18 protein-coding genes are annotated in these 14,875 nt (G+C 34.8%); 8 read left to right on the top strand and 10 right to left on the bottom strand.

Annotated features, from left to right (window positions below; genetic code table 11):
- Positions 1-3 precede the first annotated feature (3 nt).
- The 7 genes from BKP37_RS05355 to yqeH all read right to left on the bottom strand — a co-directional run bounded on the left by BKP37_RS05355 (position 4) and on the right by yqeH (position 4,918).
- Positions 4-867, bottom strand: coding sequence for a CvfB family protein (locus BKP37_RS05355; RefSeq protein WP_071308652.1), 864 nt, complete (start codon positions 865-867; stop codon positions 4-6).
- Positions 867-1,220, bottom strand: coding sequence for a ribosome silencing factor (gene rsfS, locus BKP37_RS05350; protein WP_071308651.1), 354 nt, complete (start codon positions 1,218-1,220; stop codon positions 867-869). The genes BKP37_RS05355 and rsfS overlap by 1 nt, the downstream gene beginning before the upstream one ends.
- A gap of 6 nt (positions 1,221-1,226) precedes the next feature.
- The gene (gene yqeK, locus BKP37_RS05345) at positions 1,227-1,790 is read right to left on the bottom strand and encodes a bis(5'-nucleosyl)-tetraphosphatase (symmetrical) YqeK (protein ID WP_071308650.1); all 564 of its coding nucleotides are present in this window, start codon (positions 1,788-1,790) and stop codon (positions 1,227-1,229) included.
- A complete protein-coding gene (locus BKP37_RS05340; protein ID WP_071308649.1) occupies positions 1,777-2,355 on the bottom strand; it encodes a nicotinate-nucleotide adenylyltransferase in 579 nt (192 codons plus the stop codon). Before BKP37_RS05340 ends, yqeK begins: the two co-directional genes overlap by 14 nt.
- Before the next feature lie 17 nt (positions 2,356-2,372).
- On the bottom strand, positions 2,373-2,663 hold the full coding sequence (yhbY, locus tag BKP37_RS05335) for a ribosome assembly RNA-binding protein YhbY (RefSeq protein WP_071308648.1): 291 nt from the start codon (positions 2,661-2,663) through the stop codon (positions 2,373-2,375).
- Entirely contained in the window at positions 2,657-3,496 is an 840-nt protein-coding gene (aroE, locus tag BKP37_RS05330; protein ID WP_071308647.1) for a shikimate dehydrogenase, read from the bottom strand. Before aroE ends, yhbY begins: the two co-directional genes overlap by 7 nt.
- 321 nt (positions 3,497-3,817) lie before the next feature.
- A complete protein-coding gene (yqeH, locus tag BKP37_RS05325; protein ID WP_245712451.1) occupies positions 3,818-4,918 on the bottom strand; it encodes a ribosome biogenesis GTPase YqeH in 1,101 nt (366 codons plus the stop codon).
- 587 nt (positions 4,919-5,505) lie between these two features.
- On the opposite strand from yqeH, the gene sda reads away from it, so the two are divergent.
- Positions 5,506-5,646, top strand: coding sequence for a sporulation histidine kinase inhibitor Sda (gene sda / locus BKP37_RS05320; RefSeq protein ID WP_071308645.1), 141 nt, complete (start codon positions 5,506-5,508; stop codon positions 5,644-5,646).
- A gap of 79 nt (positions 5,647-5,725) precedes the next feature.
- Here the strand turns inward: sda and BKP37_RS05315 are convergent, their stop codons facing one another.
- Positions 5,726-5,917, bottom strand: a complete 192-nt coding sequence (locus BKP37_RS05315; RefSeq protein ID WP_071308644.1) for a hypothetical protein — start codon at positions 5,915-5,917, stop codon at positions 5,726-5,728.
- 296 nt (positions 5,918-6,213) lie between these two features.
- Here BKP37_RS05315 and BKP37_RS05310 point away from each other — a divergent pair, with 296 nt between their 5' ends.
- Genes BKP37_RS05310 through mnhG form a run of 7 tightly spaced genes read left to right on the top strand, consistent with a single transcriptional unit; the run spans position 6,214 to position 11,968 of the window.
- Positions 6,214-8,634: a Na+/H+ antiporter subunit A gene (locus BKP37_RS05310; protein WP_071308643.1), complete on the top strand. Its 2,421-nt coding sequence runs from the start codon at positions 6,214-6,216 to the stop codon at positions 8,632-8,634.
- Positions 8,635-8,648: 14 nt separating this feature from the next.
- A complete protein-coding gene (locus BKP37_RS05305; protein ID WP_071308762.1) occupies positions 8,649-9,056 on the top strand; it encodes a Na(+)/H(+) antiporter subunit B in 408 nt (135 codons plus the stop codon).
- Complete coding sequence (locus BKP37_RS05300; protein WP_071308642.1) at positions 9,056-9,394, top strand: Na(+)/H(+) antiporter subunit C; 339 nt, start codon at positions 9,056-9,058, stop codon at positions 9,392-9,394. Before BKP37_RS05305 ends, BKP37_RS05300 begins: the two co-directional genes overlap by 1 nt.
- Positions 9,387-10,871: a Na+/H+ antiporter subunit D gene (locus BKP37_RS05295; RefSeq protein ID WP_071308641.1), complete on the top strand. Its 1,485-nt coding sequence runs from the start codon at positions 9,387-9,389 to the stop codon at positions 10,869-10,871. Before BKP37_RS05300 ends, BKP37_RS05295 begins: the two co-directional genes overlap by 8 nt.
- Positions 10,872-10,876: 5 nt before the next feature.
- Positions 10,877-11,353 carry a Na+/H+ antiporter subunit E gene (locus tag BKP37_RS05290; protein WP_071308640.1) on the top strand — a complete coding sequence of 159 codons (477 nt, stop codon included), beginning with the start codon at positions 10,877-10,879 and terminating at the stop codon, positions 11,351-11,353.
- Complete coding sequence (locus BKP37_RS05285; protein WP_084034559.1) at positions 11,353-11,634, top strand: Na(+)/H(+) antiporter subunit F1; 282 nt, start codon at positions 11,353-11,355, stop codon at positions 11,632-11,634. The genes BKP37_RS05290 and BKP37_RS05285 overlap by 1 nt, the downstream gene beginning before the upstream one ends.
- Positions 11,615-11,968, top strand: a complete 354-nt coding sequence (gene mnhG / locus BKP37_RS05280) for a monovalent cation/H(+) antiporter subunit G (protein ID WP_071308639.1) — start codon at positions 11,615-11,617, stop codon at positions 11,966-11,968. The genes BKP37_RS05285 and mnhG overlap by 20 nt, the downstream gene beginning before the upstream one ends.
- Positions 11,969-11,972: 4 nt before the next feature.
- On the opposite strand, the gene BKP37_RS05275 is transcribed toward mnhG, so the two are convergent.
- Both BKP37_RS05275 and glcD read right to left on the bottom strand, forming a co-directional pair.
- Positions 11,973-13,337, bottom strand: coding sequence for a (Fe-S)-binding protein (locus BKP37_RS05275; RefSeq protein WP_071308638.1), 1,365 nt, complete (start codon positions 13,335-13,337; stop codon positions 11,973-11,975).
- Positions 13,334-14,746 (bottom strand): glycolate oxidase subunit GlcD, encoded by a 1,413-nt coding sequence (glcD, locus tag BKP37_RS05270; protein WP_071308637.1) that lies wholly within the window; start codon positions 14,744-14,746, stop codon positions 13,334-13,336. Before glcD ends, BKP37_RS05275 begins: the two co-directional genes overlap by 4 nt.
- Between the last annotated feature and the right edge of the window lie 129 nt (positions 14,747-14,875).

Genomic DNA, 14,875 nt, shown 5'->3' with positions numbered 1-14,875 from the left:
ATTTTACTCCTTTTTATACGTCCAACCATCTTCTTGATATATTTTTCCTTCCTTAAGGAGTTTTCCAAGAGCCCTTTTAAATGAACCTTTACTCATATCAAATTTTTGTTTAATTATAAGGGGATCAGACTTATCTGTATATGGCATACCACCATCACGTTTTTGGAGAATTTCGTATATTTTATCTGCATCATCATACCTTCGCTCGTGGGCTTTAGGCTGCATTGATATATTGATTTTCCCATCATCTCTAACAAAAGTTACACGTCCTGAAATAATTTTTCCAAGATGAAGCTCTTCTTCAGTTTCATTAAAATGAAGAAAGGCTATAAACCCTTCCTCAGTCATCACAAAAACACCTTTTTCAGCAAAAGAATAGATCGTTCCTGTAACCTCTCCATTCAAGATCGATTTTGGGGCAGGGGCAGCAGTTTCTTCTACTGGTTTTCCTCTTAGCAATCTCCCCATTAAACGACCCTTTTTATCATATGTTAAAGAAACGGGAAGTTTATCACCAACTTTTGGCCATAAAGATCGATCGCTTCCAAGGTCATCCATTGATAAAAATAAATCACGATCTATGCCATTATAAAGAAATACGCCATCTCTTTCCTTCACAGAAACAACTTCAAGCCAATCAAATTTCCCTAGGGATATAATCGGTTTTTCCATAGTTGCCGATAGACGCTCTTGGTGATCATGAAATAAAAAAACTTCTATCATATCTCCCACTACTACAGCATCTGTAACTTGTCTATTGTGTAGCAATATATCTTCCATATTATCTTGACCATTTGTTAAAAAATAACCAAAATCTGCTTTCCGTGCTACTTTTAATTTAACAACAATCCCAGGCTTTAGTTCCATTATTTTAGAACCCCTTCTAAGTCGATTGTTGGTGCATCTCCCCAAAGTTTTTCTAAGTTATAATAAACTCTCTCCTCTTTATGGAAAACGTGAACAACAACGTCATCAAGGTCAATTAATACCCAACGTGCCTGATCATAACCTTCCAACCTCTTTAGTTCAATGTCATTCTCTTGCGCAGACTTTTTAATTTCTGTAGCAATTGCTTGAACTTGTTTTTCTGAGTTTCCGTGACAAATTAAAAAGTAATCCGAAATTAAAGATATTCCCTTCATATTAAGTATAACGATATTTTCGGCTTTTTTATCATCTGCAGCTTTAACTGCCAATTCCAATATTTTATTTTCTATCATACTAAATTATTCCTCCTTTAATATCAAATAATTATAAGCAGCCAAAGTAGCTGGAAATACAGGTTGCTTTTTTTTCATTAAAAAATTTATCGTATTTGAAATAGAAGTAATAAGTGCAGCGTCTATATCCTGCTGTGCTAATTCTCGTACTTCTTCTACTCCTTTAAAACTTCGATTAGGTTCAATATAATCAGCAATATAGATGATTTTTTCAAGTAATGTCATATTTGGCCGACCAGTTGTATGATATCGGATGGCATCTAAAATATCCTCATCCTTAATCCCAAATTCCTGTTTAACTAAATAAGCTCCTACTGGACCATGTAATAACTCCTCACCATAGAGCAATAGCGCATCGTCCATATTTTCATTAACTACGATTTGTTTCATTTCATCAATCGGGCGAAATTTTGCATAATCATGAAAAACAGCTGCTAATTCAACCTTCTTTTGATCAACACCATATTTTTGTGCTAAATTAACCGCAGTTTCTAATACCCCTAACGTATGAACATAGCGTTTATTAGGAAGTTTTTCTTTAACAATACATAATGCTTTATCCTTTTCCATATATCCCCTGCTCCTTAATATAACAAATCACCGAGTCTGGAAGCAGATAACGAACTGAACGGCCATTAAATAACCGCTCCCTTATTTCTGTTGAAGAGATTTCTAGCTGCGGCGCCTCTATAAGGATAACATCGTTACTATATAATGACTTACAAGGATGACCAGGACGTTTTACCCCCACAAAAGTAATCATTAAAAGTAGCTCATCAATATCTTTCCACTTCGGTAAATATTCAATCATGTCTCCACCAATAATAAAATAAAAACTATGATCTTTATATCTGCTCCTTAGTTCCTTTATTGTATCAATCGTATATGATGGTCCTTGTCGCTCAAATTCAACCAACATAAGTCGAAAGGAAGGGTTACTTTCTATTGCTCTTTCGACCATTTCTATTCGTTCTTCATCAGTACACAAATTACTACCTTGTTTATGTGGTGGGATTCTAGTAGGCATGAACCAAACCTCATCTAACTCACATTCTTCCAACGCTTGTTCAGCAATTAATAAATGACCAAAATGCGGAGGATCAAAAGTACCACCAATAATTCCTATCCTTTTCAAAGATCCTCCCCCCTTTATTAAGGTAGTTGTATCGATTTATTTTCTTTCGATTCTTTATAAAGTACAATTGTATTCCCAATAATCTGTACTAATTCAGCCTTTGCACCAGTAGAGATTTCCTTTGCTACTTCATCTTTATCCATCTCACAATTTTGTAAAACACTAACTTTTATTAATTCTCTTACTTCAAGTGCATCCTCTATTTGTTGTACCATATTTTCATTTACACATCCCTTTCCCACTTGGAAAATAGGATTTAAATGATGAGCTTGAGATCGTAAATATCGTTTTTGTTTTCCTGTTAACATGAAGATCCTCCTAATTGTTTCAGTACTATTTCTTTCATTTTTTTTGTGTCTGGATTTAAACCTGTCCATTTTTGAAATGCGAGAGCTCCCTGCTCTACAAACATACCAACACCATTATGGATGATGGCACCTTTTTCTTCTCCTAACTGTAACCATCTTGTTTTCAATGGATTGTAAATCAAATCACTTAAGACTACATTCTGTTTAATCTTTTCAACAGACAAAGGAATATTCTCAATATTAGGGCTCATCCCAACGGATGTAGTGTTTATAAGAATATCGAACACCCCTATATTAGATTCTGCTTCTTCAAAAGAAATAACCTCTATATTCTTTTGTCCGTAATCATTCTTTATTTGAGTGGCTTTTTCATCCGTTCGATTTGCAATCATAAGTTGAGCTACACCATAATTCATCAATGCCGAAACAACTCCTCTAGCTGCTCCTCCAGCACCTATTACTAATACGGTACTTTCTTCTAAAGGCTTAACTATAACTTCTAAAAGCGATTTTAAATATCCCTTACCATCAGTATTATAACCAATGAGACGCCCATCAACATTAACAACCGTATTTACTGCCCCGATTTGTTTTGCTTCCGCATCAACTTCATCTAAGTATTCCATTATACTGACTTTATGAGGAATTGTTACATTAAAACCAGAAACATTTAGTAAACGAAAAGCCGCAATCGTTTCCTTTAATTGATCCTCTCGTACATTAAAAGCGTGATAATATCCGTTTAATCCAAGTTGTAAAAACGCATCATTATGCATAAGAGGTGACATTGAATGACCAATAGGATATCCAATAATACCATAAAGTTTATTCATACTATCACCACTTTCATTAGTATTTTGATAATAAGAAAAGCGCAAGCGCCTTGGTCACGAGCGAAAGGCACTGGAAGGCCTTTGACAGAAGCCGCTCTTTGGCTTCCGCGTGCTTCTGCGTCTAACTGCAATGCTTCGAAGTAGACTTCCTCGAAACAAAGTAGCATGAAGTATCTTCAAAGAATGAATCCAAGAAGTCATTGAAGTCAGAAACTTGACTGAAGTGACCGAGCTCGTAGGCGCCTGGAGCTAGACAATTTCCAAAGAAATTTATAAATTCTTATTTAAATAAAACATTTCTTTAAGATGGATCTATACAATTTAAATTAGTCCTTTTCTTACTGAAACTGAAACTCCCCTTGGCGCATAGGCAGCTACTCGTCCAGTATTTTCAACGGTTACCCAACCAAGACCCGAAAAAACAATATCACTTTTTTCTTCATTGATTTTAAATTCGTGTCTAACTAAAGGAGGGAAATTCTCAACTTCCTTACCCGGAGGCTGTAACATTTCACCAAGATGATTTTGATAGAGTTCATCAGCTTTTTCAAGCTTTGTTCGATGAATACTTATATCATTAGACACATAACAAATAAGTGAATTTCTCCCACCAGATAGGTAATCAAGACGAGCCAAGCCTCCGAAAAAAAGAGTTTGTTTTTCATTTAACTGAAACACCTTTGGCTTAATCTCTTTTTTAGGAGTAATTAATTTCAATTCACTTTTTGTAACAAAATGTGCCATTTGGTGATGATTAATAATCCCAGGGGTATCGTATAATGAACTTCCATCATCTAATGGTATATCAATCATATCTAGTGTCGTGCCTGGGAAATGGGAAGTTGTAATAAACTGTTCTTCATCGCCACCAAACTCTCTAATTAAGGTATTAATAAAGGTTGATTTTCCAACATTTGTACATCCAACAACATAAACATCTTTTTTCCCTCTATAGTTCTCAATGGCATCTGCAAGTTCCAAAATCCCTTGACGCTTATGTGCACTAATTAAAAATACATCCTCTGGCTTCAATCCCAACTGTTTTGATGAATATTTCATCCAATTAATTAATTTGTTATGGTTTAAACCTTTTGGTAATAAATCAACTTTGTTTCCGACTAAAAGTACTTTATTATTACCAACAAAGCGATGGAGACCTGGTAACCAACTACCATTGAAATCAAAGATATCAACAATTTTTACAATTAATGCATCACGTCTACCTAACTCATTTAAAATTTTTAAGAAATCATCATCCGTTAATGCAACATCTTGCACTTCATTATAGTGTTTTAATCGAAAGCATCTTTGACAAATAAGTACTTCTTTTTCTAATGCTGACTTTGGTGTATACCCTAACTCAACCTTGTTTTCTGTTTGAATCTTTACCCCACAGCCTGAACAAATTAATTCACGTTCAATCAACAGATTTTCCTCCTAATTTATGTATATCAATTATATTTTTTAGTATTTACAAGATAGAACCCATATATGAAAAAACAACAATTCTCCACTATAGTCATAGTAAATACCGTCTTAAACACAATTTTAATAAATATCTATTACAAAATATATATTATAATTCAAATCTAGTAGATGTTTCAATCTTTTTAATTTTATCACTTTAGTGAATTACGTATTTATTAATCAGAAAACGACAAACTATATAAAGTTAACAAGTTAACAACTTACCAATTCAAAATTCTTAAGTTATAAAAAACGAATGCAAACCAAAAAGTTTTCGACATTTTTTTCCAGTGGTCTACAGTGTGGATAACTTTATGCACAAATTCACACGATACACACTAGGTTCAATCATAACTATAAACAGGTTACTAACATGTTATCCACCTGTTAATGTGGATATTTCGAACGGTTGTTCCATTTTATAGGACATGTTAATATTTAATTACTAAATATTAACTTATTACTATATGAAACGAAAACAATATATATGACAATGCGAAATATTAATTTGGGAGGTGAAACTGCATTAGTGCAGTAATAAAATGAAAAGCCTATCTAACGAACTTCTAATTGAAACATATTACAAAGCCATCGAATTGAAACTTAGCAATGATTTTATCATGTTAATAAAAGAAGAAATAGAAAGAAGATCTTTACTAGATCGAGTAAAGAAAACTTCATAATGTTGCTTAACTGAAATGAACGGACTCGTAAGCGCTAATGTTAATCAACTGTCAATAAAATAAGAAGGTGAGCCTTGGCTCACCTTCTTATTTTAATATATTCTCTTGGCTTAAATCGTTCAAATCTCTCTTCCTCATCAACCATTAGTAGTTGAATTTGTTCGTTTTGTTCATCTATATAATATCTTTTTTCATTTATCTCATTTACCCACCATGCACTAATAAATAGTATAGTAAATATCCCTAGTGCAACTAATGCTTTTTTCAACATATTTTATTTCACCCTTTTACTTTCTGATTAATATAAGGATGATGTTTATAAGAGAATTTTATACATAAATAAAAAGTTCAGAAAATTTCTAAAACAAAGTTTTTTATAATAAAAAAAATTTTTTTTTGAAATTTTCACCTTAGTTTCTTCTTATTTAATAACTTTTTTTAATAAGGGGTTATGCTAATAGTAAGGCAGATGCAAGAGAATAAATTTTGGTATATAATTTTATTGGACTATGTGAGGGATTGTAAAACTTGATTATGATTAACTTTTAAGAATAGGGGGTATATAAATTGTCATTGTTACATCTCGTTGTATTAGCACCTTTTGTCTTGGCTATACTAGTTCCTTTTTTATTCAAGTATATTCGTCAAGTACATACTGGTTGGTTCGTCATGATCCTACCATTAACATTATTTATTTACTTCATTCAGTATCTACCAATTATTTCACGAGGTGATACAATACACGAACAACAACCTTGGGTACCGTCATTAGGAATGCACTTTGATATATATTTAGACGGTTTAAGTCTATTGTTCGCTTTATTAATCACAGGAATCGGAACACTTGTTGTATTGTATTCTATCTATTATTTATACAACAAGAAAAAAGAAGCTTTAGGTAACTTCTACGTATACTTACTAATGTTCATGGGTGCGATGCTAGGTGTCGTTTTATCCGACAACTTAATCGTTATTTATGTTTTCTGGGAACTTACGAGCTTAGCTTCTTCCTTATTAATTGCATATTGGTTCCACAAAGAACGCTCTCGTTATGGCGCTCAAAAATCAATGCTTATTACTGTATCAGGCGGTTTTGCGATGTTAGCTGGTTTTTCATTACTTTATGTAATGACCAACACTTTTAGTATCCGTGAAATCATTTCTCAAGCAGACGTTATTATTACAAACCCATTATTTATTCCGGCTATGTTATGTGTATTAGCGGGTGCTTTTACAAAGTCTGCTCAGTTTCCATTTCACATTTGGTTACCAGATGCAATGGAAGCGCCAACACCAGTTAGTGCATATTTACATTCTGCAACAATGGTTAAAGCAGGGATTTATTTAGTCGCTCGTCTAACACCTGTTTTCGGAGCTGCACCACAATGGTTTTGGATTGTTTCAGGATTTGGTATCTTCACTTTGATATGGGGGTCTGTATCCGCTATACGACAAAAAGATTTAAAAGCAATATTAGCCTTTGGAACAATTAGCCAATTAGGTCTGATTATGTCATTAATTGGACTCGGGTCTGCTGCTTTCCATTACGATGTTGCTGTTGTAGGCACTTTATATTATACAGCCACTTTAGCAGCAGTATTTCACTTAATTAACCATGCAACGTTTAAAGGTAGTCTGTTTATGATCGTTGGAATTGTCGATCACGAAACAGGAACAAGAGATATCCGAAAACTTGGCGGACTAATGACGATCATGCCAATTACTTTTACAGTCGCTTTGATCGGTACTCTTTCAATGGCTGGAATTCCGCCTTTTAACGGATTCTTAAGTAAGGAAATGTTTTTTACAGCTGCTATTAATGCAACAACTTTGGATATTTTTAACATGCAAACACTCGGAATACTTTTCCCAATCATCGCTTGGGTTGCTAGTATATTTACATTTGCCTATTGTATGCTCATGTTTGTACGTACATTCTTAGGTAAGTTTAAACCAGAAAAGCTAGAAAAAGAAGTTCATGAAGCACCGATCGGTTTGTTAATACCACCAATTATTCTAGCTTCACTAGTAATTATTTTTGGATTATTTCCAAATCTTCTTGCCTATACAATTATTGAACCAACGATGGCTTCAATACTACCAAATGTCTTGGCAGAAGGAGAGCGCTTCTATGTAAATATTTATCATTGGCATGGATTTAATACTGAATTATTCATGACCATTGGCGTTGTGTTATTTGGAGCTCTTGTATTTTTAAACTTAAAAAAATGGTCAGAGACAACATTCTTCCTGAAAGAAAGAGACCCTTTGAATTGGGTATATGATAACTCGCTCGTTTGGATTGTTTCTGGATCGACCAAAGTTACTAATATGCAAATGACTGGCTTACTTAGAGACTACTTTGTCTTTATGGGCGTATTTATCGTTGGATTAATGGGCTATACGATGGTGAAATATAATATATTTGCAATTGACTTAGTCAATATTGCAGAAGTTTCACCTTATGTTTTCATTTTAGTAATTGTTCTACTTGCTACAACTGTACTCTTGCCTTTTATTTCGCATAGAATTACAGCTATTATTGCGACTGGTGTTATTGGTTTTCTAGTTGCACTATTATTTGTTGTATTCCGCGCACCAGACTTAGCATTAACACAGTTATTAGTAGAAACAGTAATGGTTGTATTATTCCTTTTAGCTTTTTATCATTTGCCTGAGCTTAGAAGGGAAAAGTTTACACCACGATTTAAGTTGACTAACTTACTAGTATCAATAGGAGTTGGAGCTGTCGTAACACTTACTGCACTTAGTGCTCATGCAATGAGTTATGCAAATCCTATTCAACCAATATCGAACTATTTTATTGAAAATTCATATGAATTAGCTGGCGGAAAAAATGTGGTCAATGTTATCTTAGTAGATTTCCGTGGACTTGATACGATGTTAGAAGTACTAGTACTAGCTATTGCTGCATTAGGTATTGTCGTTTTAGTTAAATTAAGAATGACCGGGAGGGAAGATGTGTGAAAAAAAACTTACTAATGCTCCATACGATTACTAGGATTGTCGCCTTTATCATTCTCTCCTTCTCTGTATTTCTTTTCTTCGCTGGACATAACAATCCAGGTGGGGGGTTTATAGGAGGCTTAATGACAGCAGCAGCACTACTGCTTCTGTATGTTAGCTTTGACTTAAAAACAATTAAACGTGTAATTCCGTTTAACTATACGACAATGATTGCTGTTGGTATGTTATTTGCTATTGGTACTGGAGTTAACTCAATGTTATTTGGATATCCGTTTTTAACCCAATTCTTTGATTATTTTGAACTTCCAATTTTAGGGAAGACAGAGTTAACGACTGCATTACCGTTTGATTTAGGGGTTTATCTAGTTGTAGTAGGTGTAACATTACTCTCCATCTTAACGATTGCGGAGGATGATGCCTAATGGAAATATTAATGATTTTTGTTATCGGGGTAATTTTTACAGTTAGTACGTATTTAATCTTATCGAAAAGCTTACTCCGTGTAGTAATTGGCGTAATTATGCTCGGACACGGTGCTCACCTCTTGTTTTTAACCTTAGCTGGTTTGAAACAAGGAGCACCACCATTATTGGGAGAAGAAGCGGTTGCTTATGCTGACCCTTTGCCACAAGCGGTAGTATTAACAGCAATTGTTATCGGCTTTGGTGTGACGGCGTTTTTACTTGTTATTGCTTACCGCACATACAAAGTACACAAAACAGATGATTTAGATCAATTAAGGGGAAGTGCTGATGAATAACATAGTCTTTCTACCAATACTCTTACCGTTAATCGTAGGCGTAGTCTTACTATTTTTCGCTAAAAATTTAAAGGTACAACGTGTCATTAGTGGAATAACTATGTTTACTCTATTAGGTTTATCGTTGTATTTAACTCATATTGTATATTATGGCGGGATTCATACTTTGGAATTAGGTAACTGGAGAGCCCCTTTCGGGATTGTTTTGGTTGCCGATAACTTGGCCGCCTTGATGGTGCTTCTTACTAGCATCGTTGGAATTGTTTGTTTATTCTTTGGGTTCCAAACATTAAGTGAACAAAGGCAAAAAGGATATTTCTTCCCATTTTACTTTTTCTTAATAACAGGTGTAAATGGGGCATTTCTAACAGGCGATATCTTTAACTTATTTGTATTTTTTGAAGTCATGTTGATTTCATCTTATATTCTAATTGTTCATGGGGGAACAAAATACCAACTACGTGAATCAATTAAGTATGTCATTATTAATGTCTTTGCTTCCGGTTTATTTATTGTAGCTGTTGCCTATATTTATGCAGTTACTGGCACTTTAAATATGGCTGATATTTCTGTGAAAGTAGCAGAATTAGAGCAACAAGGTGTCCTAAATGTTATTGCGATTTTATTTTTACTCGTATTCGGAATGAAGGGAGCACTATTCCCACTTTATTTCTGGCTACCGAAATCTTATTATGGGCCGCCGGCAGCCATTGCCGCTCTTTTCGGTGGTTTATTGACAAAGGTTGGAATTTATGCGATTATTCGTACGTTTACGTTAATTTTCTATCACGAGTCTAGCTTTACACATACGATTATTATGGTTATAGCTGGAGCAACAATGTTCTTTGGTGTACTAGGAGCTGTATCCCAATTTGACTTTAAACGGATTTTATCTTTCCATATCATAAGTCAGGTTGGTTATATGGCGATGGGCTTAGCAATTTTCACACCATTAGCACTCGCTGGTGCCATTTATCATATTGCTCACAATATTTTTGTAAAGTCCGCATTATTCTTATATGCAGGAGCAACACAAAAAGTAACGGGAACAACGGACTTAAAGAAAATGGGTGGATTATTAAAAACACATCCTTTTCTTGGATGGACGTTCTTTATCTCGGCAATGGCGATGGCTGGAATTCCACCATTAAGTGGATTTTTTAGTAAATTTGCTCTCGTATTATCTGGTATTCAAGAAGAACAATACTATATCGTTTTTGTTGCTTTATTCGTAGGTATACTTACATTATTCTCTATGATGAAAATCTTTATTTACGCATTCTGGGGTGAACAAAAGCTTACTGACGAAGAAGCAAAAGAACGAAAAATTGGTAAGGTCGTAGTATCAATCCTACCTCTTGTTGCACTAGCTATTATCATGGGGTTAGCTGCAGAACCTGTTTTCAGTTACTTGTTGCAAGTTGCAGAAGAAATACTAGAACCATCAATTTATATTAATTCTGTACTTAAGGAGTAGTTGCCATGGCATTTCAAATTTTATTAAATATTGGTTTAGCGATTATCTGGATGTTACTTAGGCAGGACTTCTCCCCCGTAGAATTTTTAATTGGATATGTTGTTGGATTGGGACTTCTGTTTGTCTTAAGACGTTTCTTACAATTTGACTTTTACTTCCGACGAGTTATTGCGATTTTCAAACTTATTTCTATGTTTTTATGGGAGCTAATTTTAGCAAATATTGAGATGGTTAAAATCGTATTGAGTCCAAAACTAGATATTCAACCTGGTATCGTTGCAGTACCAACAAAATTAAAAACAGATTGGGAAGTAACCTTGCTTTCAAGCTTAATCTCATTAACACCTGGTACTCTATCAATGAACTTTTCAGATGACGGTAAAACGATTTTCGTTCATTCTATTCATGTACCAGATAAAGAAAAGATGATTAAACAAATCCATAATACATTTGAAAAAGCGATTATGGAGGTGACACAATAGTGTTAGAAACATCTTTAACCATTGCGCTTATTATCATGTCGCTCTCTATTTTTGTTTGTTTTATCCGTGTTTTTAATGGGCCAACAATGTCTGACCGCGTTGTCGCCCTAGATACAATTGGGATTACTTTAATAGGAATAATTGGGATTGTAATGATTATTCAAAATACCCTTGCTTATGCAGACGTTATTTTAGTTATTGCTATCTTAGCATTTATTGGCTCAATCGCTTTTGCGAAATTTATCGAGGGGGGTGTGGTCTTTGATCGAGATCATCGTTAGCATCCTCATCATCCTAGGCGGCTTTTTAAGCCTTCTAGGAGCAATAGGGATACTAAGGTTCCCAGACGTATATGGACGCCTTCATGCAGCAACAAAAAGCGCGACACTAGGAGTTATATGTATCATGTTAGCTGTATATCTCTATTTTCAATTCATTGAAGGCATTTTCAGCGGAAAAATATTGTTAACCATTATCTTTGTTTTCTTAACTGCACCAGTTGCAGGTTTCATGATTTCACGATCAGCTTATAACGTTGGAGTAAAGTTATCGGATCAAAGTGTTCAGGACGACTTAAAAAAAGCATTAAATAAAGGAAAAAAAGCTAGATCTTAATGATCTAGCTTTTTTTACCTTTATTTAAATTATTCAAATTTTCTTCTGCTTTTCTAATCGCTTCAGCTAAAAGATCTACAATATGAATTGCTCGGACATCTTTTTGTAACCCAGCACGCTCTATTCCTAACTTCATTTGTAATAAGCAACCAGGATTGGCTGTTACAAGTGTTCTTGCCTTCGTTGCTTTTACTTCGTGCATTTTCACATCCAAAATTTGCATCGACATTTCTTGTTCAATAATATTGTACACACCAGCAGATCCACAACACCTATCAGCGTCTTTCATTTCCGAATATGTGACACCTTCAATAGCTTGAATTAATTTCCTTGGTGCACTATACGTACCCATAACATTACGAAGATGGCAAGAGTCTTGATAAGTAACAATCTGATTATCAAGTATCATTTTTGGCATACCAACTTCAAATAATACTTCAGAAACATCCTTTACTTTTGCAGAAAATGCTTTGGCACGATCAGCCCATTCTGGGTCATCCTTTAGTAAGTGACTATAATCAACTAATAATGCACCACAGCCACCAGCGTTCGAAATAATATAATCTGCTTGCACATTTTCAAACGCTAGAATATTCTCTTTAGCTAATTGTTTAGCACCATCTTTTTCACCACTATGAGCATGTAATGCCCCACAACAATTTTGCTTTTTTGGAATAACTATTTCACAATTAGACTTACTTAAGATAAATAAGGTCGAGTTATTTGTATCCATAAACATCGTGTCCATTAAACATCCAGAAAAGAAAGCTACCTTCTTCTTCACTTGTCCCTCTGCTTTTACCTGTGTTGGTCGACTTTTCAGTTTACTAGGGTGTGGGATTTTAGGGAGTACACGCTCCATAACTGATAAATTACCTGGTGCAATCTTTGTTAAATTTGTAGTTTGAGCAATTTTTTGAATTCCACTATTCTGATAAAACCAAAGCAACGTACTTACCGTTCTCATTCGATTTGGTTTTGGAAATAATTCATTAAATACAATACTACGTAGTAACCTTACAGGCATACTATGCTTTTTCTTCTTTTGAATGATATCACGGGCATTTTCCAATAGAAACCCGTACTTCATTCCAGATGGACAAGCTGGTTCACAGGCACGGCAACCTAAACATTGACTAAGTTGTTTCTCAAAATCCTCATCCGGTTCCATAATTCCATCAACTACAGCTTTCATTAACGCAATTCTTCCACGAGGTGAAGCCGCTTCATTTCCACCAGATTCACGATAGGTTGGACAAGCAGGTAAACAGAAGCCACATCTCATACAATTAATTAGCTCATCATAATCCAATCTTTGCTTCATATCGATGGCTAATTCTTGCTGTCTTTTTTCTTTTGCTGTGCTCATCGAGTTACCACCACCCGTTTACGTGATTCTTTTGCAAACATTTTTCCAGGATTCATGATATTATTAGGGTCAAATGCCAATTTAAGAGTTTTCATTGCTTCTACGCCTTCTTCTCCAAGCTTCCAAGCGAGATATGGAGATTTCATCACACCTACTCCGTGCTCTCCTGTAATGGTTCCACCTAATTCAATTGCTTTTTCAAAGATTTCTTCGAAAGCTATTTCCACACGATGCATTTCTTCTTTATCACGAGCATCTGTCATACATGTTGGGTGAAGATTTCCATCACCTGCATGTCCAAACGTACAAATTTGAACATTATTTCTCTTTGCAATTTCTTCAATCTCACGTACCATTTCCGCAATTTTCGAACGAGGTACTGTTGCATCTTCTAAAATCGTTGTAGGTTTCAATCTTGCTAATGCCGAAAGAGCTGAACGTCTGGCAGTTGTCAATGCTGTTCCTTCTTCTACAGTCTGTGCAACTTGAACAGACAAAGCTTTTTCTTCTTCACAAATTTCAGCGATTCTATTAATATCCTTTTCTACCACTTCTATTGGACCATCTTGCTCAATTAGTAGTACTGCACCTACATCTGTTGGTAAGCCTATCTTTGCGAAATCTTCCACTACCCGTATCGTTGGTTGGTCTAAAAACTCTAGCGTGGTAGGGATAATTTTGTTAGCAATGATTTTTGATACTGTACGTCCAGCTGACTCAAGACTATCATAGAGAGCTAGCATTGTCTTTTTTGCTTCCGGCATCGGAATAAGTTTAAACGTAGCTTCTGTAATTACCCCTAGGGTACCTTCAGAACCAACCATTAATCTAGTAAAATCGTAGCCAGCAACATCTTTTGCAAGTTTACCACCAGTACGAATAATATTTCCATTTGGCAATACAGTTTCTAAGGCAATTACATAATCACGTGTTACACCATATTTTAAGCCACGTAAACCACCTGAACACTCATTGATATTCCCACCAATTGTAGAAATCTTCATTGAACTTGGATCTGGTGGGTAGAACAAGCCTTTTGCTTCTACAGCATTGATCATATCTAATGTAATTAATCCTGGTTGAACTGTTACGGTTAAGTTTTCCTCATCAATTTCTAAAATTTGATTTATATGGTTAAAAATTAGGACAATACCACCTTCAAGGGGACAGGTTCCCGCACACAGGTTCGTTGCATTTCCTCTAGGTACAATTGGTATTTTATATTCGTTACATACTTTGACAATCTCAGAAACTTCTTGTGTATTTCTTGGCTTTAAAACTGCATCTGGAAGTGCTTGATAATTTGGAGTTGCATCGTATGAATATGCAACCAAACTTTGCTTTGAATCAAGATAATTTTTTTCCCCCACGATCCCTAAAAACTTCTTTTTTGCTTCTTGACTAATCATAAATGTATCCCCCTATAGTCATATTCAAAGCGGATTTTTACTATACTTAGACTTTTTAGTGCAAGATTTTATCATCGTAGGTTCATTATAGTTGATTAAAGCGCTTTCTTTCTATGGGTACTCATACAA

The sequence above is a fragment of the Anaerobacillus alkalilacustris genome, from assembly GCF_001866005.1.
Classification (GTDB): Bacteria; Bacillota; Bacilli; order Bacillales; family Anaerobacillaceae; genus Anaerobacillus; species Anaerobacillus alkalilacustris.
Note: the sequence above shows the minus strand (reverse complement) of the source record. Positions and strands in the feature narration are given on the sequence as shown.

Coding starts and splice junctions, on each gene's coding strand:
- yhbY (WP_071308648.1), bottom strand. CDS start 2,663: ATGTTAACAGGAAAACAAAAACGATATTTACGATCTCAAGCTCATCAT.
- BKP37_RS05305 (WP_071308762.1), top strand. CDS start 8,649: ATGCTCCATACGATTACTAGGATTGTCGCCTTTATCATTCTCTCCTTC.
- BKP37_RS05355 (WP_071308652.1), bottom strand. CDS start 867: ATGGAACTAAAGCCTGGGATTGTTGTTAAATTAAAAGTAGCACGGAAA.
- BKP37_RS05315 (WP_071308644.1), bottom strand. CDS start 5,917: ATGTTGAAAAAAGCATTAGTTGCACTAGGGATATTTACTATACTATTT.
- BKP37_RS05300 (WP_071308642.1), top strand. CDS start 9,056: ATGGAAATATTAATGATTTTTGTTATCGGGGTAATTTTTACAGTTAGT.
- glcD (WP_071308637.1), bottom strand. CDS start 14,746: ATGATTAGTCAAGAAGCAAAAAAGAAGTTTTTAGGGATCGTGGGGGAA.
- BKP37_RS05295 (WP_071308641.1), top strand. CDS start 9,387: ATGAATAACATAGTCTTTCTACCAATACTCTTACCGTTAATCGTAGGC.
- BKP37_RS05290 (WP_071308640.1), top strand. CDS start 10,877: ATGGCATTTCAAATTTTATTAAATATTGGTTTAGCGATTATCTGGATG.
- rsfS (WP_071308651.1), bottom strand. CDS start 1,220: ATGATAGAAAATAAAATATTGGAATTGGCAGTTAAAGCTGCAGATGAT.
- BKP37_RS05275 (WP_071308638.1), bottom strand. CDS start 13,337: ATGAGCACAGCAAAAGAAAAAAGACAGCAAGAATTAGCCATCGATATG.
- aroE (WP_071308647.1), bottom strand. CDS start 3,496: ATGAATAAACTTTATGGTATTATTGGATATCCTATTGGTCATTCAATG.
- sda (WP_071308645.1), top strand. CDS start 5,506: ATGAAAAGCCTATCTAACGAACTTCTAATTGAAACATATTACAAAGCC.
- yqeK (WP_071308650.1), bottom strand. CDS start 1,790: ATGGAAAAGGATAAAGCATTATGTATTGTTAAAGAAAAACTTCCTAAT.